The sequence below is a fragment of the Psychrobacter sp. H7-1 genome, assembly GCF_904846585.1.
GTDB lineage: Bacteria > Pseudomonadota > Gammaproteobacteria > Pseudomonadales > Moraxellaceae > Psychrobacter > Psychrobacter raelei.
This window is the reverse complement of sequence record NZ_CAJHBH010000046.1, coordinates 1-24,673: the sequence shown is the minus strand read 5'-3', so window position 1 is coordinate 24,673 and position 24,673 is coordinate 1. Positions and strand designations below refer to the sequence as shown.

General features: G+C 44.2%; 17 protein-coding genes and 4 tRNA genes. 2 read left to right on the top strand and 19 right to left on the bottom strand.

Annotated features, from left to right (window positions below; all coding sequences use genetic code 11):
* A partial coding sequence (locus JMX92_RS11450; RefSeq protein ID WP_201545717.1) for a transposase occupies positions 1-143 on the top strand: 143 nt, incomplete at its 5' end.
* Between the two features lie 61 nt (positions 144-204).
* Here the strand turns inward: JMX92_RS11450 and JMX92_RS11445 are convergent.
* The 8 genes from JMX92_RS11445 to JMX92_RS11410 form a co-directional block, all read right to left on the bottom strand.
* A complete protein-coding gene (locus tag JMX92_RS11445) occupies positions 205-822 on the bottom strand; it encodes a DUF3465 domain-containing protein (protein WP_227675360.1) in 618 nt (205 codons plus the stop codon).
* Between the two features lie 199 nt (positions 823-1,021).
* Positions 1,022-3,325: a protein-disulfide reductase DsbD domain-containing protein gene (locus tag JMX92_RS11440; RefSeq protein WP_201545714.1), complete on the bottom strand. Its 2,304-nt coding sequence runs from the start codon at positions 3,323-3,325 to the stop codon at positions 1,022-1,024.
* A 231-nt stretch (positions 3,326-3,556) separates the two neighbouring features.
* Positions 3,557-4,591: a hypothetical protein gene (locus JMX92_RS11435; RefSeq protein WP_201545711.1), complete on the bottom strand. Its 1,035-nt coding sequence runs from the start codon at positions 4,589-4,591 to the stop codon at positions 3,557-3,559.
* 248 nt (positions 4,592-4,839) lie between these two features.
* Positions 4,840-4,915: transfer RNA gene (locus JMX92_RS11430), tRNA-His, on the bottom strand.
* A 56-nt stretch (positions 4,916-4,971) separates the two neighbouring features.
* Positions 4,972-5,048: transfer RNA gene (locus JMX92_RS11425), tRNA-Arg, on the bottom strand.
* A gap of 78 nt (positions 5,049-5,126) precedes the next feature.
* Positions 5,127-5,203, bottom strand: a tRNA-Pro gene (locus JMX92_RS11420).
* A gap of 157 nt (positions 5,204-5,360) precedes the next feature.
* On the bottom strand, positions 5,361-6,878 hold the full coding sequence (locus JMX92_RS11415) for a 5-methylcytosine restriction system specificity protein McrC (RefSeq protein WP_201545708.1): 1,518 nt from the start codon (positions 6,876-6,878) through the stop codon (positions 5,361-5,363).
* Between the two features lie 107 nt (positions 6,879-6,985).
* Positions 6,986-8,431: an McrB family protein gene (locus tag JMX92_RS11410; RefSeq protein ID WP_201545705.1), complete on the bottom strand. Its 1,446-nt coding sequence runs from the start codon at positions 8,429-8,431 to the stop codon at positions 6,986-6,988.
* A 219-nt stretch (positions 8,432-8,650) separates the two neighbouring features.
* Between JMX92_RS11410 and JMX92_RS11405 the strand changes: the two genes are divergently transcribed.
* On the top strand, positions 8,651-9,343 hold the full coding sequence (locus tag JMX92_RS11405; protein ID WP_155587486.1) for a DUF4442 domain-containing protein: 693 nt from the start codon (positions 8,651-8,653) through the stop codon (positions 9,341-9,343).
* A gap of 46 nt (positions 9,344-9,389) precedes the next feature.
* Here JMX92_RS11405 and JMX92_RS11400 read toward each other — a convergent pair whose 3' ends face one another.
* The 11 genes from JMX92_RS11400 to JMX92_RS11350 form a co-directional block, all read right to left on the bottom strand.
* Entirely contained in the window at positions 9,390-9,899 is a 510-nt protein-coding gene (locus tag JMX92_RS11400) for a DUF6586 family protein (protein WP_201545702.1), read from the bottom strand.
* An 87-nt stretch (positions 9,900-9,986) separates the two neighbouring features.
* Positions 9,987-10,706, bottom strand: coding sequence for a hypothetical protein (locus JMX92_RS11395; RefSeq protein ID WP_011961248.1), 720 nt, complete (start codon positions 10,704-10,706; stop codon positions 9,987-9,989).
* Between the two features lie 398 nt (positions 10,707-11,104).
* Positions 11,105-15,325, bottom strand: a complete 4,221-nt coding sequence (gene rpoC / locus JMX92_RS11390) for a DNA-directed RNA polymerase subunit beta' (RefSeq protein ID WP_201545699.1) — start codon at positions 15,323-15,325, stop codon at positions 11,105-11,107.
* 168 nt (positions 15,326-15,493) lie between these two features.
* The gene (rpoB, locus tag JMX92_RS11385; RefSeq protein ID WP_155587487.1) at positions 15,494-19,612 is read right to left on the bottom strand and encodes a DNA-directed RNA polymerase subunit beta; all 4,119 of its coding nucleotides are present in this window, start codon (positions 19,610-19,612) and stop codon (positions 15,494-15,496) included.
* A 615-nt stretch (positions 19,613-20,227) separates the two neighbouring features.
* Positions 20,228-20,605: a 50S ribosomal protein L7/L12 gene (rplL, locus tag JMX92_RS11380; RefSeq protein ID WP_011961251.1), complete on the bottom strand. Its 378-nt coding sequence runs from the start codon at positions 20,603-20,605 to the stop codon at positions 20,228-20,230.
* 138 nt (positions 20,606-20,743) lie between these two features.
* A complete protein-coding gene (gene rplJ, locus JMX92_RS11375; protein ID WP_011961252.1) occupies positions 20,744-21,271 on the bottom strand; it encodes a 50S ribosomal protein L10 in 528 nt (175 codons plus the stop codon).
* Positions 21,272-21,694: 423 nt separating this feature from the next.
* Complete coding sequence (gene rplA / locus JMX92_RS11370) at positions 21,695-22,396, bottom strand: 50S ribosomal protein L1 (protein ID WP_011961253.1); 702 nt, start codon at positions 22,394-22,396, stop codon at positions 21,695-21,697.
* Positions 22,397-22,828, bottom strand: coding sequence for a 50S ribosomal protein L11 (gene rplK, locus JMX92_RS11365; protein ID WP_007395730.1), 432 nt, complete (start codon positions 22,826-22,828; stop codon positions 22,397-22,399). It abuts the gene before it with no gap.
* 120 nt (positions 22,829-22,948) lie between these two features.
* Positions 22,949-23,479 carry a transcription termination/antitermination protein NusG gene (gene nusG / locus JMX92_RS11360; RefSeq protein WP_011961254.1) on the bottom strand — a complete coding sequence of 177 codons (531 nt, stop codon included), beginning with the start codon at positions 23,477-23,479 and terminating at the stop codon, positions 22,949-22,951.
* A gap of 166 nt (positions 23,480-23,645) precedes the next feature.
* Positions 23,646-24,119: a preprotein translocase subunit SecE gene (gene secE / locus JMX92_RS11355; protein WP_011961255.1), complete on the bottom strand. Its 474-nt coding sequence runs from the start codon at positions 24,117-24,119 to the stop codon at positions 23,646-23,648.
* A 110-nt stretch (positions 24,120-24,229) separates the two neighbouring features.
* A tRNA-Trp gene (locus JMX92_RS11350) sits at positions 24,230-24,305 on the bottom strand.
* Positions 24,306-24,673 lie beyond the last annotated feature (368 nt).

The window sequence follows — 24,673 nt, the reverse complement described above, 5'->3', positions numbered from 1 at the left end:
TCGCTAAAGCCAGACATCTAGTAGAAAACGCTTTCGCTAAGCTAAAACAGTATAGGGCGGTTGCCACTAGATTTGATAAGCTCAAGCAGAGTTATGAAAATACGGTCGCCCTTGCTTGTGCTTATATCTGGCTCAAATTATGAATGTTCAACACGCCCTAGGTAAGCAAAAAAATAAACCTGCTACATTTGGCAGGTTTAAAGGTTATTCGAAGCGATGATCGTTGTGTTCAATCCACCCATTTTGATGATTGGCAGCGGGGTCAGCATGCGTCCAATGTACCACGCCCCCTTTCGGGTTATATTCGTATTGCCCATAAAAAAGTACATCATCGCCTACATTTAGCTTCCCAAGCTTAGGTGCTAAGTCAATATTATGCGCAATAAGTATGGTGTGTTGGGTATCCACCCCATCTAGCTGTACGATAAAGCGTTGATGACGACTGCCGTCATTGTCATCAGGCAAGATGGCTGTAACTTTACCACAACCTTTAACCTGTACTGAAGATTGCTGCGCATTAAACGCGTTGATAATCGAGCTATTGCGACACGACAAAGGCATAGCTAAATTATTGCTTGAGGTATTTGCACTATCTAGACTCTTAGAATCCAACTCTATCTCAATAGGGCTAATACTCACTATGCTGTCTTGCGTACCCAGCACTTCACCAGATTCAGGCTCACAGCCACTGAGCATAACTAAACTCAAAGCAAAGATTAGTAAGGCCGCAGGAAGCTTATGCTCTGAGCCAGAGGATGGGCGCGTGAGGCGTAATTTGCCACTACTTGCTAGCAAGCGGCGATGCTGTAAATAATTTTTCACACACTCTACCTACCTATGTTTTGATAAGTAATATAGTGTAATGTTATGTATTTATCAAGTAATAAACCAGAATAGGTATAGACAAAAATAGTTACAATTTGCGACTTATTTATTCCCTAAAAAAACAAGGCGCCTTAACAATAAGGCGCCTATTACTGATTAGTATCTCTTATTAATGACAGTCTGTCGACGTTAACGCTTAGAGCTTAGCCAAAGTCTGCTCAAATTCATCACGCTCTATGGTGCCCACCTGCTGGACTTGCAATTTACCATCCACAAAATATAGCAGTGCTGGCGGACCAAACAACTTAAGCTCCGATAAGATACGAGCAGACTCCGCATTACTCTCAGTCACATCCAGTCGTACCAATTGCCACTGTTGCATGGCAGCTGGACGGTTGGTAAACAGAGTCTTGTCCATAATGCGGCATTCGATACACCACTCTGCAGTGACATCTACCAAGACCTTAGGATTATTTTGTACCAAAGGAATTAATGCATCTAAGCTATTAATATGCACATCTTTAATACTTTGTGCAGCGGCTGGTACCCCATACCCGCCATCTGCAGCGGCGCTCTGTGTCTGCACTGTCGCCATGACCGGCATAGGCGTCTTTTGTGATAACACTTTTAGCGGCTGCCAAGCATCGTTACTGCCGGCGGCGGCACCCACCAAAGTTGCACCTGCCCATAATCCAAATAATAGGGCAAGTGGCTTGGTCAATAGCTCACCGCGGCCATGCCAGCTCCAAGCCCAGGCTGCCACCACCATAAACCATAACGCCCACAGCAGCAGCATGCCAGGATGGATAATCACCCGCTCAACCAACAACAAAGCCACTGCAAATAGCAATAAAGCAAAACCTTGCTTAACCCAGTTCATCCACTCACCCGCTTTGGGCATTAAGTTGCCTTGGCTGATGCCCAGCAGCATTAACGGCGCAGACAAACCAAAGCCCAGCATAAATAAAGCAGCAAAGCCCAGTAGTGGATTGCCGATAGTAGAGACCGCGAGCAATGCGCCAAATAAGGGCGCTGATACACAAGGCGATACCACCAAGGCAGACAGCAGGCCTGCAATAAAGCTGCCTGTGCTACTGCCCAGATACTTATCTCCGGACTGACTCAATGTTTGGGTTTTTTGACGTAACACGCTAGGTAGGCTAAAGCTTATGACATCAAGCATATACAAGGCAAGTAGTACAAATACTGCGGCAAAACCCAATAAGATTACCGGATTTTGTAACCAGCCGATAATGCCCAGCTGTTGACCAAATATGGCAATGATTGCACCCAAAATCCCATAAGCAACCGCCACACCTAAAGCGTAACTGCCACTCAGCATAAGCCCTTTTTTAGCAGTGGGCTTGTGCTGACGGGCAACAATATTACTGACAATGGGCAGCATCGGCAGTACACAAGGGGTGAATGCCAGACCTAAGCCTGCCAAAAATAGTAGACCCAGCGCCAGCCATGGATGCTCGCTAAGACCAAAAGGATCTTGATCTACCACCCCATCGCCGACCAATGCGGCACTCACATTAGTTGTATTTGCATCGGCATTTGCACTACCTTCAGCACTGGCAGCGGCTGAATAAGTCAGGCTCTCATCTTCAGCTACAGCCTTATCCGTAGCAGGGGCAACCAAATCGGTATTCGTCACGCTGCCATCTTTTAGCTCACTGGGCTTTGACTGGTTGCCCGCTAACTGATCTGGCGGCGTGGCTTCAGCTTGGACTTGATTGCTTGGCGCGCTAGATTCAGCCACTGCTGCAGAGGTAGCGGCGGCCGCTTGAGCCACTTGAGGTGTGATTTGCGCTTTGGTGGTAGCCGGCACCTTACTACTCTGTGCAGGCTCGATGGCTGCTTTGTCAACCTTAGGAGCCGCTTTGGCAGCGACAGTCGGCGGCAGATTTATGCTTAATATTTCTTTTTGCGGAGGATAGCAAAGACCGGCATCAGCACAGCCTTGCCAAGTAACTATGACATCGTCATTGATAGCCGCAGCAGTGGTATTGGTCAACGTCGCCGTCGCCGTCACTTGAGGCTGCTTAAACACCTGAACCTTACCAAAAGTGGGGTCATCTATGCTTTGCGGGACGTGCGAAAACTTTATGGCACTGGCGCTCACCCCTTCAGGTAACTTTAAGCCGAGCTTGTCTTTATAAAGATAGTGCTTGGGTGTGATGTTCAGGGCAATGGTAATTTTATTGCCGCTTTGACTGGGCTTTACCGAAAATGCTTGCTCCACTTTCAAGAATTTTTGCTGACCAGACTCCACTTCAGCACTGCCAAATAAATCCCCCAAGCTTGCCGCCTGCGCAGGCAAGGCAGCCGTCAGGGTTAATCCAGCCAGACTTAACCCAAAAGCTAATGAGGCGGTTTTGATTTTTTGACCTATTGGCTTGGCGGGTTTTATACCTGCTAAATACCCAGGCTCTGAGTCTGAGCTTTTAAGTTTTAAGCATTGTGCTTGCATCTTTGTTGCCACTTGATCTGCCATAAAAGCCTTATTTATTTCTACTGAGTTTTTTATCAATATCACTTAACACTTAAAGCGGCCTGTTGCTATATCTAGGCCCTTAAATGATAAGTCATGACAGTCTATTTGCTTGAAGTTCAATATCTAGGCACAAACCCTAATTTATTGTAAAGATAACCTGCGACTGTAGACCATTTAACTTACTACACAATATAAATTTGTATAACAAATATTACGAGCGTGCTGCCCACCTTAGTCCTTTTTACCAAAGCTACCCGGAAAGTCTTGGAGTATTACCCTATCTGGCATTTCAGGCATGATGCCACGGCTTAATAATAGATCTAAGTGATCAATTTGCTGTTTTTTGTCAAACTCATTGACCTCAGCTATCAGCATTTTTTCGATATATTTATCTAGCTGATAGCAGCTCAAGCGGGCACACAATACGGCCAACTGATAAATACGGCGCTTACAGTGCACGTCAATGCTGTGTAATAAGCGTACCAATTTGGCAGTATCCAGCGAGGCATAGTCATAGTCTGCTACCGTATCACTTGGTAAAGGCGTAACCCCGTAAGCAATGGATAAATGTGCCAGGTAATAACAGCAAAACAGATAACCTAAAACATGACCAATAAAATAGGCTCGATCATAAGTATAGCTCATGACCCCAAAGTGACTGAGTACGTAGCTATTTAGGCTGCCTTGATCAGCAACGCTATCGTTATCTCTTAATCTACCCACTGTTGGCAGCTTTAAATGGTTTTTATTGACTGACGTCAGCTGCCAACCTACAGGATTCTGGGCGGGCATGGAATAAACAATATCAGCTATCAAGTCATCAACAATGTGCAGCTGCTGCCACATCACATCGGTCTTATCCAAATCAATTAAACCACGCTGATCTAACGCACGCGCCATTTGAAACTGCTGATATTCAATGAATTGCGGCTTTAGGGCTTGTACCATATAAGTGGGACGTAGTTCAGGCTTAACGGTATAAAAAAACTCAGTACGCTTAAGCTGTTGTTGATACAGCTCAACACGCAGCTGAGCTACTTTTTCAAGCTCTTTGGGCTGTATGGCGTTATTGATAGGTAAAGCGTCTACCTGATATAAAGCCAAAAGCTCTGCCTTACTGGCAGGGGGCTTTATTACCGCATCAGCGACACCAAGCTGCTCGTCATCGGCAATAACGGGCGCTTGTTTGGCTTCTTGTTTTGACTCATTATTGGCTTCAGCGCCTGATGCTTTTTGCACCGTAATCGTAACTGAAGATTGGGGCATAATTTTATCTCAAATGCTTGATAGATGGGGTTATCATAGCACTATTGCCAAATTGCAGCATCCTTGTTTAGCGAAATACAAACAAAGCGAATGAACTAAAATTGAGGGATACAAACACAAAAAAACCAATCAAGACATAGGTCAGATTAGTGAGTTTTTAATACGATTGAAGTGTTTATAACAGAATATAACGAGGGATTTTTTAACTAAAAAAGAATCATGCACAGATGAGAGAAGATAAAAAATAATGGGGCGACTGATGGGACTCGAACCCACGACAACCGAGATCACAACCCGGGGCTCTACCAACTGAGCTACAGCCGCCATAATCAACACAGAGTGTATTGAGAAGTGCAGTACTTAACTTCTACAGGCGTAAATGGTGCGCCTGGCAGGATTCGAACCTGCGACCACCTGCTTAGAAGGCAGATGCTCTATCCAACTGAGCTACAGGCGCTCATGGTGCTGACACTCTTACAAAAAAGACTGTCTTATTTAAAGCATAAAAAAAAGCCTGTAAGGCTCTATTAAAAAGTGGTCGGAGTGATAGGATTCGAACCTACGACCCTCTGGTCCCAAACCAGATGCGCTACCAAACTGCGCCACACTCCGATATCTTACTTTTTTATTTACGATTTTGATAATCATCATTGACTGTTAATCAACTCTGTCATCGCTATCGAGGTGCATATAATAGGATGAAACCTTAATTCTGTCAACACTTTTTTTCAATTTATTTTCAAAAAGTGTCATTCCTATTATAAAGCGATCAAATCAGTATCACACCTTGCTGAACATCAAACGGTATCACGCTCATTTGCGTGCTATTTAATGCCGGTTTAGCATCATCCTGATTAGGGTGCCTATTCTCGTTCAAATTACTTAAAACGTCAAGCCTTTGGTTAAAATTTTTATTTTTGGGATAAATAAGCCAAGCTTGCGGCCTATTTAGATAGTGCTGATACACATAAAGCTGCTGCCAATCACTGCCACTCACCTGCTGTACTGTGCTCAAAGCTTTATATTTTATATCAATAACATGGGTTATCTTAGCACGGCTGTCATAAATACAGGCATCAGGCTGCAACCTTTGAACCAGATGATAAGCCGCTGTAGGTTTTCCACAGACGAAGGCTAAGTGGTTTGAATCCTCTAAGTGGGCATACAACCACTCAAAACTTGGCTGCACAATCAGCCGGCTTCCAGGCAAGGTTTGCTGTACCCAAACAAAGAGCTTACCGAGTACCCAGCGCTCAAATGCAAATTGCATATTGATCATTAAAGCAGCGGTTGGCAATAAGCTAGTGCTATTGCGAGCACTTGGGTCAGGCGGCTGACTTTGTAAGCTATGAGACAACAGCCACCACGCCCAATCAAGCGCCTGTGTTAACAGCTGAGCCTGTCTTGTACCAAGCTTGGCACGCCATGTTAATGCCTCAGACTGCAGCGCTTTATAAGTCGGCAGCCATTGATCGGCAGCAAGTGCTTTTAGCTGCTGCAAAGCTATTGGTGTGGCAGAGTGTGGGCTATGATTTAGATGCTGCTGCCTATGACTGTGGGCACTGACTGCATAATTGCTGTCTACTTGAGACGGATGCAGGAGATAACGCAGCTGCTGCCAAGCCGTGAATAAGAATTGCGCCAAGCGTTTGTCAGTATCAAAAACAGTCTGCTCACTGTACAAATAATGCGGCCGATGCCAGTTGTTTTTTAACTGGGCAGACATATTTATTTTGCCTTGGGCCTTGGGCTGATTTTGGCTTTTGCTCTGATAGCGACTGGGCAGAATATCCGCCCCTTGCCTTAGCTGCATTTCAGCTTTTTTTAATACACCTTCATACCAAGGTCTATTGCCCTTAAAATGGCTGTTTTGATTTGATGACGAGCCTGCCCCTATAATGAGAGGCGGTGACGGCAAAAAGGCCGCTTGGTACCGCTGATTAATGACACCCATACTCAATGCAGATAGAGGCTTAGCTAAGCCATCACTAGCCAAATCTGCGAGCATCTGTGTCACCCAGGCACGTGCTTCAGCCAACGCTTGTGACGTCGCCTGATCTTGTGTCTGACTCAGCGCGGTGACTTTGGGCAAAATCTCCAGACAAGCACCGCTGGGCAAGACTATTTGTGCCAGATAATGACCCACAACCAGACTCATTTCGCCTCGGCTAACTTCAATACGAAAGCAAGGCAACGCTTGCTCAATAAGATATCTAAAGTCACCGGGAGATTCAAAATCCGCTATCGTCAGCCTTTGATGCTCCAAGCAGCTTATCACTGCTTTCACTCGACTATTCACCCTATTCACCCCTATTCACCCTAGGCCGTTTAGCAGAAGACTGCTTGAAGACGCTGGGTGCTAAGCTTGGGGGAACACTGTCTTTGTTTGGCCAACTAGCGGGCGTCATAGGGGTCTTCACTTGAGACACTGTATAGCTGCTGATATGGCGCTGCTGTGAGATAAATAGATTGTGATTCGAGGCTTAAACTTGGGTTTTCCGCCACCGCCACAAAGGCTTGTGCAAATAAGCCAGACTCGGCCGAATGGCGCTGCTCATAAGCCTCAGCAGCAAAGAGGCTTGCATGAGGTTCATCTGCAGCATAGTTGAGCGCATCTGGGTGATACAGTACGCTATAGGACACAGAGTTATCACCATACAAGATCTGATGTAGGCTCTGTAGTAAATACGCCTCACCTCTATGTAAGCTAATAAAGGCCATGATTTGTGGCACAATCTGGCGATACAAACGCTTAGCAAGCTGGCGTATGTCATCAATACCCATGAAATAGGACTGCCCTAATTGTGCTTGCTCACCGCACAAGGTGGTTAATCGCTGATTTATACTCAGCATCATTTGTGCTAAATCAACCTCTTTTCCTGCATCATCTTTTAATACGCTAAGCAAGCTGGCATCCGGATAGCAAGTGACAAAATCAAAGCGGCGCCTAAAGGCCATATCAAGCACAGCGAGCGAATGATCTTGGGTATTCATAGTGGCATAGATATCTACGTTGCTGGGCACCATAAACTGCCTTCCTGAGTAGGCCAGACGCACACTCATAGGGGTTGCCCCGCCCGCACGTTTACTCGGCTCAATCACGCTCATAAGCTCACCAAACACCTGCGCTGTATTGGCCCGATTTATCTCATCGATAAGCATTGCGTAACGGTGCTCAGGGTCACTTGCCGCCTTAGCACACAGCGCCAAGAATGCCCCTTGCTGAATCTCATATTGCATCTGACCGGTCTGTGCATTGATACGCGGCCGAATGCCTTCCACAAATTCATCATAACCATAAGACTGATGGAAACTGACTAGGCAGCTACGGCTAACTGTATGCGTCTGATGATAATGATGGCGTGCACTGTCATCATATAACGACAGTAACTCAGACAGCTGCTCCGTTAAAATAGGTTTTAGCTCATCGAGCAAATACCACTGGCTCGTTTCGGTCTTATCGAAGTAATAATTGGCTGAGCGCTGGGCGCTATTGACTGTGGTTGAGTCAGGATGGGTGTGCGTGTTGAGCTGTACCCATAAGGTCTGATTGATGTTTTCATTGCGCTTATTGGCTGCTGCCTTATCGATAATCAGCGGATGCTGCATCATCTCTGGCACGGTCATCAGCCGATCTTCGAGCAGCAGTACCGCACAGACCACATCACACCAGCCATAATGACTGATCTGCTGTATGCGCCAACTGTCCCAGCAGACCGCGATGCTGTCATCATAGCGCTTTTGTAACTCAAGCAAACGGTAGGTCTTACCTGTCCCAGCGACGCCAGTAAAAATCACGTTGGTCGGCTCAGTGGGCAGTGCAGCTATTGGGGCATTCAAAATATCTTTCACTCACTATCAGATGTCGGTATTTGCGTTGTATATTAAGCCATATCTCAATGCCGTAGCACAATGGTCCTGCTAATTACTTAATCGGCAACCTATTTTTGTGAACTGACTGTCACCTAGAGTTGGTGAAGCGCTTTGCTATAATAAAACACAAGGTATAACACCACAGTTGTCTATCATGACAACATTCGATGAATGAAAGGACGCGTTATGAGTCAGTTAGGAAGTTTATTACAGCAAGCCACAAGCCTTAGCAAAAGCGCGGGCAAAGTTGCCACAAAAGCGGCCGCTCGCCTAAATCTGCCATTACAAGGTGCTCAATTAAAAGCTACTGAGACGTCGCATCAACCTTTAGATGTGAACAACCCTTTTACCAAAATCCTAAAAACAGTTCAGCGGTTGCCTGACAGCACTCAGTCTTTTGTATTAACCAAAGTCTTTAGTAAGATTGTACCCTATGTGGGCACCACAGGTATTGTCTATGAAACAGTCACGCCCAATAAATTGGTCGTCAGCTTAAACAATAAAAAAGGCGTGCAAAATCACATTGGCACGGTGCACGCTGTGGCAGTAACTTTATTGGCAGAGACTGCCACAGGGTTTATATTAGGAGTGAACCTGCCGTCAGATAGAGTGCTCTTGGTCAAATCTTACGAGGTAAATTTCTATCGCCCTATTAAGACAGGTCAAATTGCCGCCATTGCCACTTTAAGCGACGAGCAGCGCCAATATATATTGGACAATGCCAAAGGTGAAATGGTCATTCCTTGTGTCATTGAAGACCGTCAATCAGATAGCGAACGCGCCCCGATTACTGTTGAGATGACCTGGGCTTGGATTCCTAAATCCGAGCTAAAGCAGCGCCGTGAAGGTAAAGATAACAGTAACTCTACTACAAAATAATGCGCCACTTGATCGATTTAGCTGAATAAGCCGGCAGGTTAACGGGCTAATACTCCACCATTCCGCCGCGCATCTCATCGATCAAGCTCATAAACTCGCCTCGCCACTCGCGAATGGTCTGCTCATCAGGCAGCCACTGGTTGGACAAGGTCACCACATTGACGATTAAATCATGAGTTGAGGTGTCCATACCCGTGCTGTCTGGGGCCGGAGCATACTGACAGCGCTGATAAGCTTTAGTGATATTAGCCAGTACGCCCGACTCAAGTGACAGCTTAATACGCTGTAGCTCAGGAGATATTAAGGTTTTGTTGTGCAGAGCCTTCTCAATATACTCAATACTCGGGGCACTGGTGTCCAAATTATAAAAATAGGCCAACTCTTGTAAAAAGGCCAATAGTGCGCCTTGCAAATGAAATATCGCAGTCTCACAGTGCGCCTGATACAGCTGCTTATCAGTGGTCTCTCCAGCCTGTTTACAAGCCAATCTACAAAAATAGAACTTTTGGTTGGTGCGGTCTGCTTGATAGCGCGCCACTCTGCCCTTTTCTGCCATAATCATCCCCAGTTGGCACTTATTTAAAACATAACTGTAGCATAAAAAATACTATTGCAGCAGACAGTTAAACGCACTCAAGATTCATTATTTACTCGGAAAGTCATAGCTCTTATAAATCTCTAGCACACCCTTTTCTTTGTCAATAAACAGTCTTTGAACCCCAAATCCACGATTTATCATGTCTGGGTTTTTATGGTAAATATCAATGGTTTTGGCCGCTTTAAAGTCAGATGAATAACTGTTTACGCCTCTGTTTTGCATCAACGGCTTTAGCTCACTGCCATTAATACGATAAGCAATCACCGCCGAGTTGGGAATAAATGATTGTTTTGAGCCTAATCGGCTACCCTCAGGAATCTTGACATAGCCATCGGTCAACAGTAAACGCTCTAAGTCAAAGCTATATTTGTCTACCTTAAAATCAGTACGTACTTTAGGGTCGGTATACCAGCGGTAATTGTATAAATCCACACCGCGATTGAGCTGTTTGTATAAATGATCAGTGATACCTTTGTAGCTGTCTGCCTTCATTTTAAGAGCTTTGCCATCATACGTGGCGCTAAACCCTGGACAGCTAATGCTAAAGCTTGGATCAGCATCTTTATTCAGATCGCCCATACTCACGGTCTTTGAGCGATTTGGCACACTGCTGGCAACTTTCCAATTGGCATTAACATCTAAGCCATCTTTCATCGACATGAGCATGATATTTAGACTATCACAATCTGGCACCGTCTCTGAGGCGTAAGCTGGCATACTCAAAGCTAAGGATACAGCGGATGTTATTAATATAATTTTTTTCATAACCGCCTCAAAATAAAATCAAACATAATCAAAATTGCTAATTATCCAAAACTATGGGGTATAAAAATTTATCAAACAACAGCTTATCGAGCATCTGTCTATTTATTCAATCTATTTATTCAGTGCCTATCACTAGGCTAACCATAACTTTAACTCAGTCCACAATTTTAACTCAGTAACCATACAGACACCTTAACCTAGTCGTCATTTTGGTTAATATTCTAAAAGCTACCTTACACTGATAAAGGTTAATTAATAGTCAATCAAGCTTGGTTTATACATTTTGAGTGGATTAAGTCACTATAGCATAATTTTTAGGCACAAAAAAAGCCGGCATAGCGCCAGCTTTTTTTATCTCATAACAGTATGCTTGAAGCTCATTTAATAGCAGCTTTGGCCTATTTGTCTTGACTCAACTCTTGAGCAAACGCTTCATCGAAGCTTCTGAAGTCTTGAGCTGAGGTCGTGGCTTCGATATCAAAAGCGGCATCTAGAGCACTTTCAACATCATAAGCAGGTTTGCCTTCTTTGGCTTTTTTGCGCGCCGCATGATAAGCAAGACCTGTACCCGCTGGGATCAGACGACCCACAACCACGTTTTCTTTTAGACCACGTAGCTCATCAACTTTACCCTCAACAGCAGCAGCAGTTAATACGCGTGTGGTTTCCTGGAACGAAGCCGCTGAGATGAAGCTTTCAGTTGCCAAGCTGGCTTTGGTGATACCCAATAACTGACGTTCAAACTGTACTGGGAATTTATCTTCAGCAAGCAGTTTTTCGTTAGTGGCTTTCACATCAGCGTATTCCACCTGATCGCCCTTGAAGTAGTTTGAATCACCGGCATCAGTAATTTCTACTTTACGCAACATCTGACGGATAATCACTTCAATGTGCTTATCGTTGATCTTAACGCCCTGCAAGCGGTATACATCCTGCACTTCATCCACAATGTAGTTAGCCAGCGCAGTTTCGCCTTGTAGACGTAAGATGTCATGCGGATTTAATGGGCCATCTGCAATAACTTCACCACGGGCAACGGTTTCGTTCTCGAACACGTTGATTTGGCGCCATTTTGGAATCAGCTCTTCATGTACTTCGCCATCTTCATTAGTGATGATGAAGCGGTTCTTACCTTTAGTTGATGAGCCGAAGCTTACCACACCTGATATCTCTGCCATGATGGCATGATCTTTCGGACGACGTGCTTCGAACAAGTCAGCAACACGTGGTAGACCACCGGTAATATCTTTGGTACCTGACGTGGCTTGTGGTACACGGCCTAATACCGAACCTGCTGTCACTTCTTCGCCATCAGAAACACGGATAATGGTCTCAGCAGGTAAGAAGTAAACCACTTCTTTACCGCCCGTAGTATCTAGAATAATCGCTGGACGTAAGTCTTTTGAGTTACTTGGACGGTCTTTTGAACCCAAGATTTCAAACGAGCTCATACCGGTTGCTTCATCAATCTTAACGGTGGCAGTTGAGCCATCGATAATGTCGCTGAAACGTGCCTTACCCGCGAATTCTGTGATAATTGGGTGCGTGTGCGGATCCCATTTAGCAATTGCTTGTCCGCTTTCAACTTCATCACCGTCTTTCACCAGTACGCTTGAACCATAAGGAACTTTATAGCGCTCACGCTCACGGCCAACATCATCAGCAATACCGATTTCAGCTGAACGCGATACGATAACTAAGTGACCATCCACGTGGTCCACCGTCTTCATGTTATGGAAGCGGATGAAACCTGTGTTGCGGGCAGAGATGCTATTGTCTACTGAAGTAGAACTTGCAGCACCACCCACGTGGAACGTACGCATGGTTAACTGAGTACCTGGCTCACCGATTGACTGAGCGGCCATAACACCCACAGACTCACCAATATTCACTTTGTGACCACGTGCCAAGTCACGGCCATAACACTGAGCACAAACACCGTGTGGTACATCACAAGTAATGACTGAGCGTACCCATACTTCATCGATACCATTGTCATCAATAACCGTTACGCCATGCTCATCAATCAGCGTACCTGCGGCTAATAACACCTCATCTTCACGGCTCATCACATCACGAGCAACCACACGACCTAGAACACGGTCACCTAGTTTCTCAATGATTTCACCGCCTTGAATGTGTGGTGTCATGCGAACGCCTTTTTCGGTACCACAATCGTTCTCAGTGATTACCAAATCTTGCGCCACGTCAACCAGACGACGAGTCAAGTAACCCGAGTTCGCTGTCTTAAGTGCCGTATCGGCAAGACCTTTACGCGCACCGTGGGTCGAGATGAAGTACTGAAGAACCGATAGACCTTCACGGAAGTTGGCCTTAATCGGGGTTTCAATAATAGAGCCATCTGGCTTAGCCATTAGACCACGCATACCGGCCAACTGACGAATCTGCGCTGCACTACCACGAGCACCAGAATCTGACATGATGAAGATAGAGTTGAATGATTTTTGCTCTTCTTCTTCACCTTGTGCGTTGATAACGATATCAGTCGCCAAGTTATCCATCATCGCTTTAGCCACTTTGTCGTTGGTACGTGACCAGATATCGACAACTTTGTTGTAGCGCTCACCAGCGGTTACGAAACCTTGCTCAAACTGTTGTTCGATTTCACGAACTTCAGCATCAGCCGCTTCGATAAGCTCTTTTTTCATTGGCGGGATAACCATATCCTCGATACCAATAGACACACCTGATAGGGTTGCTTGAGCAAAACCTAGGTACATTAATTGGTCAGCGAAGATAACACTTTCTTTCACGCCGCGCGTACGGTAGCAAGAGTTCATTAGTTTTGAGATGTTTTTCTTAGTCATCTCAACGTTACACTCAGCAAAACGCATACCTTTTGGCATGACATTCCAGATAAGTAGACGACCGGCCACAGTTTCTTGCAGCGTGGTTTGTTTGGTCGAGTTACCCTCTTCATCAAAGATGGTCTCAGTCACACGTACTTTAATTTTGGCGTTTACATGTAAGTCGTTTGAACCAATCGCACGTAATGCTTCGTTAACGGTCGCAAAGATCATGCCTTCGCCTTTAGCGTTAACTGCTGAACGGCTGATGTAGTACAGACCCAGTACAACGTCTTGTGATGGCACAATAATCGGATCACCGTTAGCAGGTGATAGGATGTTGTTGGTTGACATCATCAACGTACGGGCTTCTAGCTGTGCTTCTAGAGTCAATGGCACGTGTACTGCCATTTGGTCACCGTCGAAGTCAGCGTTAAACGCGGTACATACCAGCGGATGCAGCTGAATGGCTTTACCTTCAATTAGTACAGGCTCAAATGCTTGAAGACCCAATCTGTGTAGCGTTGGCGCACGGTTTAGTAATACTGGATGCTCACGGATAACCATGGCCAGCATATCCCAAACTTGTGGCTCTTCACGCTCTACCATCTTCTTCGCTTGTTTGATGGTTGTTGCCATGCCGTGTGACAATAGTTTTGAGTAAGTAAATGGCTTGAATAGCTCAAGTGCCATTTTCTTAGGCAGACCACACTGATGTAGACGCAGTGTCGGACCAACAACAATCACCGAACGGCCAGAGTAGTCAACACGCTTACCTAGTAAGTTTTGACGGAAACGACCTTGCTTACCTTTAATCATGTCAGCAAGCGATTTTAATGGACGCTTGTTGCTGCCCGTGATGGCACGGCCACGACGACCGTTATCAAGTAGCGCATCCACTGACTCTTGTAGCATACGTTTTTCGTTACGTACGATAATGTCAGGGGCGTTAAGCTCTAATAGACGCTTTAAACGGTTGTTACGGTTAATCACACGGCGATATAAGTCGTTTAGATCTGAGGTCGCAAAACGGCCGCCTTCTAGCGGTACTAGAGGACGTAAATCTGGTGGTAGTACGGGCAAAATGCTCATAACCATCCACTCAGGCTTGTTATTAGAGTCACGGAAAGCTTCTAATAATTTTAGACGCTTAGACATCTTTTTAAGCTTGGTTTCAGAACCAGTATTTGGAATCGCTTCACGTAGATCATCAATTTCTAAATCGATATCGATATCTTTTAACAGGTCTTGAACCGCTTCAGCACCCATTTTAGCGATGAACTCATCACCAAATTCTTCTAATGCTTTGTAGTAGTCTTCATCATCAAGAAGCTGATACTTCTCTAAAGACGTCATGCCAGGATCGGTTACCACATAGCTTTCAAAATACAATACGCGCTCGATATCACGTAGTGTCATATCAAGTAATAAACCGATGCGGCTTGGTAATGACTTTAAGAACCAAATGTGCGCAACAGGGCTGGCAAGATCGATGTGGCCCATGCGGTCACGACGAACTTTGGCAGTGGTCACTTCTACGCCACATTTTTCACAGATTACGCCTTGGAATTTGCGGCGCTTGTACTTACCACATAAACATTCAAAGTCTTTTACTGGACCAAAGATTTTGGCACAGAATAGACCGTCACGCTCAGGCTTAAAGGTACGGTAGTTAATGGTTTCTGGTTTTTTTACTTCACCATGTGACCATGATTTAATAGTCTCGGGAGCTGCCAATGTAATCTGAATGCTATCAAATTCACGTTTGCCGTTGTCGGCAGGGCTTTTCATAATATCGAGTAAATCTTTCAAGTTGCTTCTCCGTTATATGTGTTCACAGTATCTGGGTCAGATTAATAATTTGAATAATGACCCTAAGCTACCGTTTGAAGGCAATGAATTAGGCTGAGTTTAAGGGAACGACTAACGCAGTAGATGCAAACCATTTAACAAAATGCTCTGCATCTACCCGATTCAACACTAGTTGCTTTCTTTTAGCTCAATATTAATACCCAGTGACTTAATCTCTTTGGTCAATACGTTGAACGATTCAGGCATGCCTGGGTCCATGTACTGCTCACCATCGACGATGTTCTTATACATACGCGTACGACCTTCAACATCATCCGATTTCACTGTTAGCATCTCTTGCAACGTGTAAGTTGCGCCATATGCTTCTAGTGCCCAAACTTCCATCTCACCGAAACGCTGACCACCAAACTGTGCTTTACCGCCTAATGGCTGCTGTGTTACTAATGAGTATGAACCGGTCGAACGGGCATGCATCTTGTCATCTACTAAGTGGTTTAGTTTCAGCATGTACATGTAGCCCACCGTCACAGGACGGTCAAACTTCTGACCAGTACGGCCATCATACAAAGTCTGCTGACCTGAGCTTGGGTAACCGGCAAGCTCTAGTAGCTCGTCAATTTGAACCTCACGGGCGCCATCAAATACAGCGGTACCCATAGGCACACCATCACGTAGGTTTTGAGCCAATGCACGGATATCATCATCGCTCAAGCTGTCTAAATCAACTTGTTCACCGCCTACTTTGTTGTAAATCTTGTCTAAGAATTCACGTAGCTCAGTGACTGCCGCTTGCGCTTTGATCATGCCGTTAATCTTGTCACCAAGACCTTTAGCTGCCATACCTAAGTGAGTCTCAAGTACCTGACCGATATTCATACGAGAAGGTACACCCAGTGGGTTTAGTACGATATCAACTGGATTACCGTTTTCATCATAAGGCATGTCTTCAACTGGCATGATGCGAGATACCACACCCTTGTTACCATGACGACCGGCCATCTTATCACCTGGCTGGATGCGACGTTTCACCGCTAGGTAAACCTTAACGATTTTTTGTACACCGTGTGCTAAGTCATCACCAGCGGTCAGCTTGCGTTTTTTCTCAGCGAACTTGGTATCGATGTCTTTTTGCTTATCGACCAAGAACTCTTGAATTTGAGTCAAACGCTCAGCGATTTCTTCTTCGACAGGCTGAATGTCTAATAACGTTTCTAAAGACATTTCTAGTAGCTCAGACTCAGCCAGTACTGTACCTGACTTAAGACCTGCACCACCACTGATGGCCTGACCATCTAATAAGTGGCTAATACGGCTACGTGCGGCTTCTTCAAAAATACGTAGCTCTTCTTTTAAGTCTTTGCGGTAGTTGTCCAGCTGCGACTTCTCGATTGATTTTGCACGAGCATCTTTTTCTACGCCATCACGGGTAAAGACTTGAACATCGATAACCGTACCTTTGGTAGAGGTTGGCACACGTAAAGAGGTGTCTTTAACGTCTGCTGCTTTTTCACCGAAGATGGCTCTTAGTAGCTTCTCTTCTGGCGTTAATTGTGTCTCACCTTTTGGTGTTACTTTACCAACTAAGATATCACCTGCATCTACTTCAGCACCGATATAAACAATACCTGACTCATCAAGAGCAGATAGAGCCGCTTCACCCACGTTTGGAATATCGGCAGTGATTTCTTCAGTGCCTAGTTTTGTGTCACGCGCCACACAGGTTAATTCTTGAATGTGGATGGTTGTGAAACGGTCTTCTTTCACCACACGCTCTGATAATAAAATCGAGTCTTCGAAGTTATAACCGTTCCATGGCATAAAGGCCACACGCATGTTCTGACCTAGAGCCAACTCACCTAAGTCAGTTGATGGACCATCAGCTAGGATGTCACCACCAGCGATTTCGTCACCTTGGTTAACAATGATGCGCTGGTTAATACAGGTGTTCTGGTTAGAACGGGTGTATTTGATTAAGTTATAGATATCAATACCCGCTTCACCCGCTTGCATCTCATCTTCATTAACACGAACCACGATACGTGACGCATCAACGTCTTCAATCACACCACCACGGCGAGCGATAACACACACACCTGAGTCGCGAGCTACGTGACGCTCCATACCGGTACCCACTAACGGCTTATCAGCACGTAAGGTAGGAACAGCCTGACGTTGCATGTTCGAACCCATCAATGCACGGTTAGCATCATCATGCTCTAGGAATGGAATCAAACTTGCTGCAACAGAGACAACCTGACTAGGTGATACATCCATATGCGTCACTTTATCACTTGGCATACGTACCGATTCACCACCGCTACGTACCATTACCATCTCTTCAGCCAGTACGCCGTTTTCATCCAACTCAGAGTCAGCCTGAGCGATAACCGTGCCGACTTCTTCGATGGCTGATAGGTACTCGATATCGTCAGTAACTTTACCATCTACTACTTTACGATAAGGGGTTTCTAAGAAACCAAATTCGTTGGTCTTAGCAAAGGTGGCTAATGAGTTGATTAGACCAATGTTTGGACCTTCAGGCGTTTCAATAGGACACACACGACCATAGTGAGTATTGTGTACGTCACGAACCTCAAAGCCTGCACGCTCACGAGTTAGACCACCTGGGCCTAATGCTGAGATACGACGCTTGTGAGTAATCTCTGATAGCGGGTTGTTTTGATCCATGAACTGAGACAACTGGCTTGAACCAAAGAACTCTTTTACCGCAGCCGCAACAGGTTTTGAGTTGATCAAATCTTGTGGTGACAAATTATCAGATTCAGCAGAGCTTAAACGCTCTTTCACCGCACGCTCAACACGCACTAGACCAACACGGAATTGGTTCTCAGCCATTTCACCAACAGAGCGAATACGACGGTTACCTAAGTGGTCAATATCATCCACTTCACCAATACCGTTACGGATATTGATAAGCTCTTTTAACACATCAATGATGTCTTCTTTGGTTAATACGCTTTGCTCACGTTTAACATCTGGATCATCGCTGTTTTCAAAAGTACGGCCCAAACGGCGGTTGAACTTCATGCGGCCTACGTTTGATAAGTCATAACGATCGGCGTTGAAGAACATGCTCTCAAACAACTTCTCAGCAGTATCAATCGTTGGTGGCTCACCTGGACGCATCACTTTATAGATTTCGATTAATGCTTCTTCGCGGCTACCGGTGCTGTCTGCACGTAAGGTATCAGCGATATACGTACCATGATCGATGTCGTTGGTGAATAAAATCTTGAATTCTTTGATTGATTCACTGGCTTCAAAGGCACTTAGCTTAACCAATAACTCATGGTCAATTAGGGTGTTTGCTTTTGCAATCACTTCATCATTGACAACGATATCTTCGGCAAGAATACGCTCATATAGGTACTCATCAGGCACAGCCAGTTTTTTCATACCAGACTGTTCGATTTGACGAATACGGCGCGCATTGATACGTTTGCCTTGTTCAACCAACACTTCACCGTCTGGTGATACGATGTCGAACTGAGCCATTTCACCACGTAGGCGATCTGCAACTAGGTCAATTTCAAATTGCTCTTCGCCTTTATAAACCGATACTTTTTCAAAGAAGGTATCTAGGATCTCATTAGTATCCATGCCTAGAGCACGTAGAATGATAGTGCCTAGCAATTTACGACGGCGGTCAATACGAGCGAATACTAAATCTTTAGCATCAAACTCGAAATCTAACCATGAACCACGGTAAGGAATGATACGGGCGTTATAAAGCACCTTACCACTTGAGTGTGACTTACCTTTATCGTGGTCGAAGAACACACCAGGTGAACGGTGTAATTGCGACACGATAACACGCTCAGTACCATTAATAATAAAGGTACCGTTATCGGTCATTAATGGGATTTCACCCATGTATACATTTTGCTCACGGATGTCTTTAATAGCAGCCTTGCTATTTTTGTCTTTGCTATCTTTGTCTTTGATAACCAGACGGATTTTGACACGTAAGGGTGCTGCAAAAGTAGAACCACGAGAAATACACTCGCGCTCATCGAACTCTGGTGCACCTAAGTAGTACTCAACAAATTGTAGTTCGGCGTTGTTTGAATTACTTTCGATTGGGAAAATAGATGAAAATGCAGCTTGTAGGCCTGTATTCTCACGCGCTTTAGGCTTTTTATTTTCCTGCAAAAATTGCTCATAGGAATCCACTTGAATTGCCAACAGATAGGGAATATCCATTACATGTGGCAACTCGGCAAAACTTTTGCGAATACGTTTTTTTTCAGTATAGGAATATGCCATCGAGAGTCCTTACAGTAGACAGTAAAATAAAAATGATTCATTTTTAAAAATTAAGCGATCAGTAATTAACTAAAAGACCCAAATTCTAAATAGGAATCATCAGATTGAAACAGTGAGAATGACCTTTGATAAATGCCTGTTGTGCATAACAATCATGACGTTTTGACTCATTATTTGAGTGTCGACGCCGCCAAACCCATTACAAACGTTAATAGCCAATGGTTATTATAGTAATTGATACAAAAAATGTGGTTAAATTAGGTTAAAAGAAGCCAAATGACAGATGCAAAAAAACCCCAAGCACGAGCGTACCTAGGTCTAAATAAAAAGGATAGAAGCTAACGATGTTTTAAACATGCAAATTGTCTGTCCCTTGGTCTGTATTAATCGCTAAACGTTCGTTAAGCTGAAAATAAATAAGATATTAACGTGACGCTTGCCAACCATTTAGGCTAATACAAAAGGTCAAGTGCGAGATTATACAATACCTCATTCCCAAACACAACCCCTAAAGTGCTCGATAAAAAAAGCCAACAATGCATAGTACATTGTTGGCTTCGTGGTTAAGTAGGGTTTGATCTCTGCTTAACCGAACTCATAACAGATAAAAATCTATTATTTAAGTTCTACAGTAGCGCCAGCTTCTTCAAGCTTTTTCTTAAGCTCTTCTGCTTCTACTTTGTTAGCGCCTTCTTTGATTGGAGCTGGAGCGCCTTCAACTAGTTCTTTAGCTTCTTTCAAGCCAAGGCCAGTTGCTTCACGTACGGCTTTAATTACGCCAACTTTCTTGTCGCCGAAGCTTGCAAGAATTACGTCAAACTCGTCTTTTTCTTCAGCAGCAGCAGCGCCGGCAGCAGCAGCAGCAGGTGCAGCAGCAACAGCAGCAGCAGCTGTTACGCCGAATTTTTCTTCCATTTCGCTGATTAGTTCAACGATATCCATTACTGACATTTCAGCGATTGCGTTTAACACATCTTCTCTAGATAGTGCCATGGGATTTCTCCATTTTCTGATAAATTTAAAGGGATTAATTAAGATCAATACAGTTTAATTATGCCACTAGGCGATAGTCTTGCTGTATCGATCGAAAATAACTTAGTCGCTTACTTATATAAATTAAGTAGCTATAAACTAAGCGGCTTCTTTTGCGTCTTTTACTGCTGCAACAGTACGTACAAACTTGCCTGGTACTTCTTTCATAGTACGTGCAAGCTTGGTTACTGGTGCTTTCATTGTTGCCATCAAGATAGATAGTGCTTCGTCGCGTGTTGGAAGTTTAGCTACGCGCTCAATTTCCTCAGGACCAAACAACTCACCACCAACTGATACAAGCTTTGGCTCTAAAGCTTTGTGTTCTTTAGCGAATTCGTGAATTACACGAGCAGCAGAACCTAAATCTTCAGTAGAAAAAGCCAGTAACAATGGGCCAACCATCTTATCTGACATGCACTCAAAGCTAGTACCTTCAAAAGCACGCTTAGCTAGCGTGTTTTTAACAACTTTAAGTACAACACCTTTCTCACGAGCTTGGTTACGTAGCTTAGTTAACTGAGCTACTTCAAGGCCATGATAATCAGCAGCAACTGCTGAATAAGCATTTGCAGCAACTTCAGACACTTCAGCCACAACTTTTTGTTTCTGTTCTAGCGTTAATGCCATGAGTTGACTCCTTGATCTCATCATCATTGCCGCAGCAATGTTGAATTGACGTTTCTATTACTAAAGTATAAATACCGGTTAAGCCAAGACGTACTTGTCATCAACCAGCGACTTTAATAACGCTGAATACGGCACCTTTATCAGAATGAAGGAGAAACCAAATTAGTAAACTAACCCATTCCCACGATCAAACTTTTTTGGGTCACCGTCTGCGTAGGCCAATGCTAGGCTAAATAAAACACAATAGTTCGATTTAACACTGACATCAATTAACAGCATCGAAGGTAAACCTAAGATACCTACCTACGGTCTTAGACAGCATAGCTTTGGCTAAGCTGACCTAATATTATAAATTTTTAAATTCGGTAGGAATTAGGGCGATTGTTTGCCCTATTCCTTATGTTTTTTCTTTATCTTTTAAGCTTACTTAGCTACGCGGTATGGTAGTGGATCTAATGCGATACCAGGACCCATGGTGCTAGATAAAGTAATTTTTTTGATGTAGATACCTTTAGAAGTAGCTGGCTTAGCACGACGGATGTCTGCTAATAAAGCCTGTACGTTCTGCTGGATTTGTTCAACAGTGAAACCAACCTGACCGATAGTGGTGTGGATGATACCTGCTTTATCTACACGGTAAGTCGCCTGACCTGCTTTAGCGTTTGCAACTGCTTCAGCAACGTTAGGAGTAACGGTACCTACTTTAGGGTTAGGCATTAGGCCACGTGGACCTAGGATAGTACCTAACTGACCAACAACACGCATTGCGTCTGGTGCTGCGATAACAACGTCAAAGTCTAGGTTGCCCGCTTTAACTTGTTCCGCTAGATCATCCATACCCACTACGTCAGCACCGGCTTCTTTAGCAGCATCAGCAGCAGCGCCTTGGGCGAATACAGCAACACGCTTAGTTTTACCAGTACCTGCAGGTAGGTTAGTTGCACCACGAACCACTTGGTCTGATTTACGTGGGTCTACGCCTAGGTTGATAGCGATATCAACTGACTCTTTGAATTTAAGAGGTGGTAGGTCGTTTAAAATGCTTACCGCTTCTTCAAGCGTGTAAAGCTTTTGGCTTTCTACACGCTCAGCGATCATTTTTTGACGTTTAGTAAGTTTACTCATTTACACACCCTCCACATCGATGCCCATTGAACGTGCAGTACCAGCGATGGTACGTACAGCAGCGTCCAGGTCAGCAGCAGTCAAATCAGCATTTTTAGTTTGCACGATTTCTTCTAGCTGTGCACGAGTAACTTTACCTACTTTAGTAGTATTTGGAACACCAGAACCTTTAGCGATACCAGCAGCTTTACGCAGCAAGAAGGCAGCAGGTGGTGACTTCATGATAAATGTGAATGATTTATCAGCGTATACTGTGATTTCAGTAGGAATTGGCAGACCTGGTTCCATGCTGGCAGTTGCCGCATTGAACTCTTTACAGAATGCCATGATGTTCACACCTTTTTGACCTAGTGCAGGACCAATTGGTGGTGAAGGGTTTGCTTTGCCAGCAGGCACTTGTAGTTTGATGTAACCATCAATCTTCTTAGCCATGAGTTTTCTCCTTTACGGGTGATAACGCTTTCTGCTCACACTTACTATGTTGATGTAAGCAGAGCCATCCGCTCCCCGGGGGTTAAAATATTTAGCTCAGTTGCTATCGTCGTCAGCCAATTAGCTTAACTTCTCAACTTTACTAAACTCTAATTCGACCTGAGTTGGTCTGTTAAATACGTTTACAGTCAATTGTAGCTTAGATTTCTCGTAATCCACTTTTTCGACTAGGCCTTTAAAGTCAGTGAAAGGTCCGTCAATAACCAGAACTTCTTCACCTGGCTCAAATAAAGTCTTAGGACGTGGTGCTTCTTCACTTTGTTTAAGACGATTTAAGATACGATCGGCTTCAACTTTAGTAATGGGTGCTGGATTCTCTGGTGTACCGCCAATGAAGCCGGTAATACGCGGACAGTCATTTACAATATGCCAAGTATCATCATTCATTTCCATTTCTACTAATACGTAGCCTGGAAAGAATTTACGCTCACTTTTACGCTTTTTGCCGTCTTTCATTTCAACGACTTCTTCGGTTGGTACCAGTACTTCACCGAATTTATCAGCGAACTCACTGCGATTGATACGATCCGTCAAGTAGCGTTGGACTTGCTTTTCATATCCTGAAAATGCCTGCACGATATACCAGCGCATATGTTTCTCCATGACGTCAATCAAACGATTGCTGATTAAAAAAAACAGGCTGTAAAGCTGATATAACCCTTATGAAGTTATATGAAGCCCAGCCCTAACAATTCTTTTTTATAACTAATTTTTTAACTTGTACTGCCGCTTATCTTATTTATCACTAACCCAGTGATTAACCGATAAAGATACCAACCAACCAGTTAAATAGGTTATCAAGTAACCACACAATAACGGCTACGATACCGATTACCAATAAAGACTGCCAAGTATACTGAATGGTTTCATTCTTACTTGGCCAGGTAACACGGCGTAACTCTATGCTGGCGTCTTTAAGCAATACCTTAAAGCTGCGTCCTTGATTGGTCAGTGCCAAACAAATAATGGCCAACACAATCAGTGAGGCGATAATACCAACACGAACCCAAATATCGTTAGCAGGCTGCCAAATACCAGGCAGCTTATAATTAACTAGCGTGGCACCAATTAGAGCAGCAAACGCGATAATCCAAAGCATGATGTCTTTTGGAGAGCGTGTTTTGGCTACTTCTACTGCACTTTTACCATTAAGCGATTTTCTTAACGTATTATGAGCGCCCTGCTTAGCGTCAGATACCTTACTATCTAGGTTATCTTGTTGATTGCTCATAGTTGAATTGCCTTACGACGTAGACGATAGAGTTAAAGCCGCCTATCTGTATGGTAAAAGAAGAGTGCTGGTTTAGTTAATTAAGCGTAGACAGTTATCAGTCATATAAGTGGCAGGCGATGAGGGACTCGAACCCCCAACCCTCGGTTTTGGAAACCGATGCTCTACCAATTGAGCCAATCGCCTTTAGTTAAGGTTGACTATTATACAATCTTTTTTATGGATTGCAAGCCTTGTGAGTGCTTGAAACTAGGATTCTTTTATATAACCCCTTCTAACAACGGCTATCATTGCAGATCACTAGATTTAGTCGTGTAGTATTATAGCGATTTTAATTAAGTTGTCTACTCAATTACCTTGATTTTTGCACTGATTAAAGCGTTTAAATAACCTGTGACATAGACTAAAAACAGACTAAAAGTAGTGACCATAAAAAAACCGCCTCAATGAGGCGGTTTTTTTGCTTGATAGCGTTATTAACACTTAAAGAGATTAGTCTTTAACGTTAGCAACAACACCAGCACCTACAGTACGGCCACCTTCGCGGATTGCGA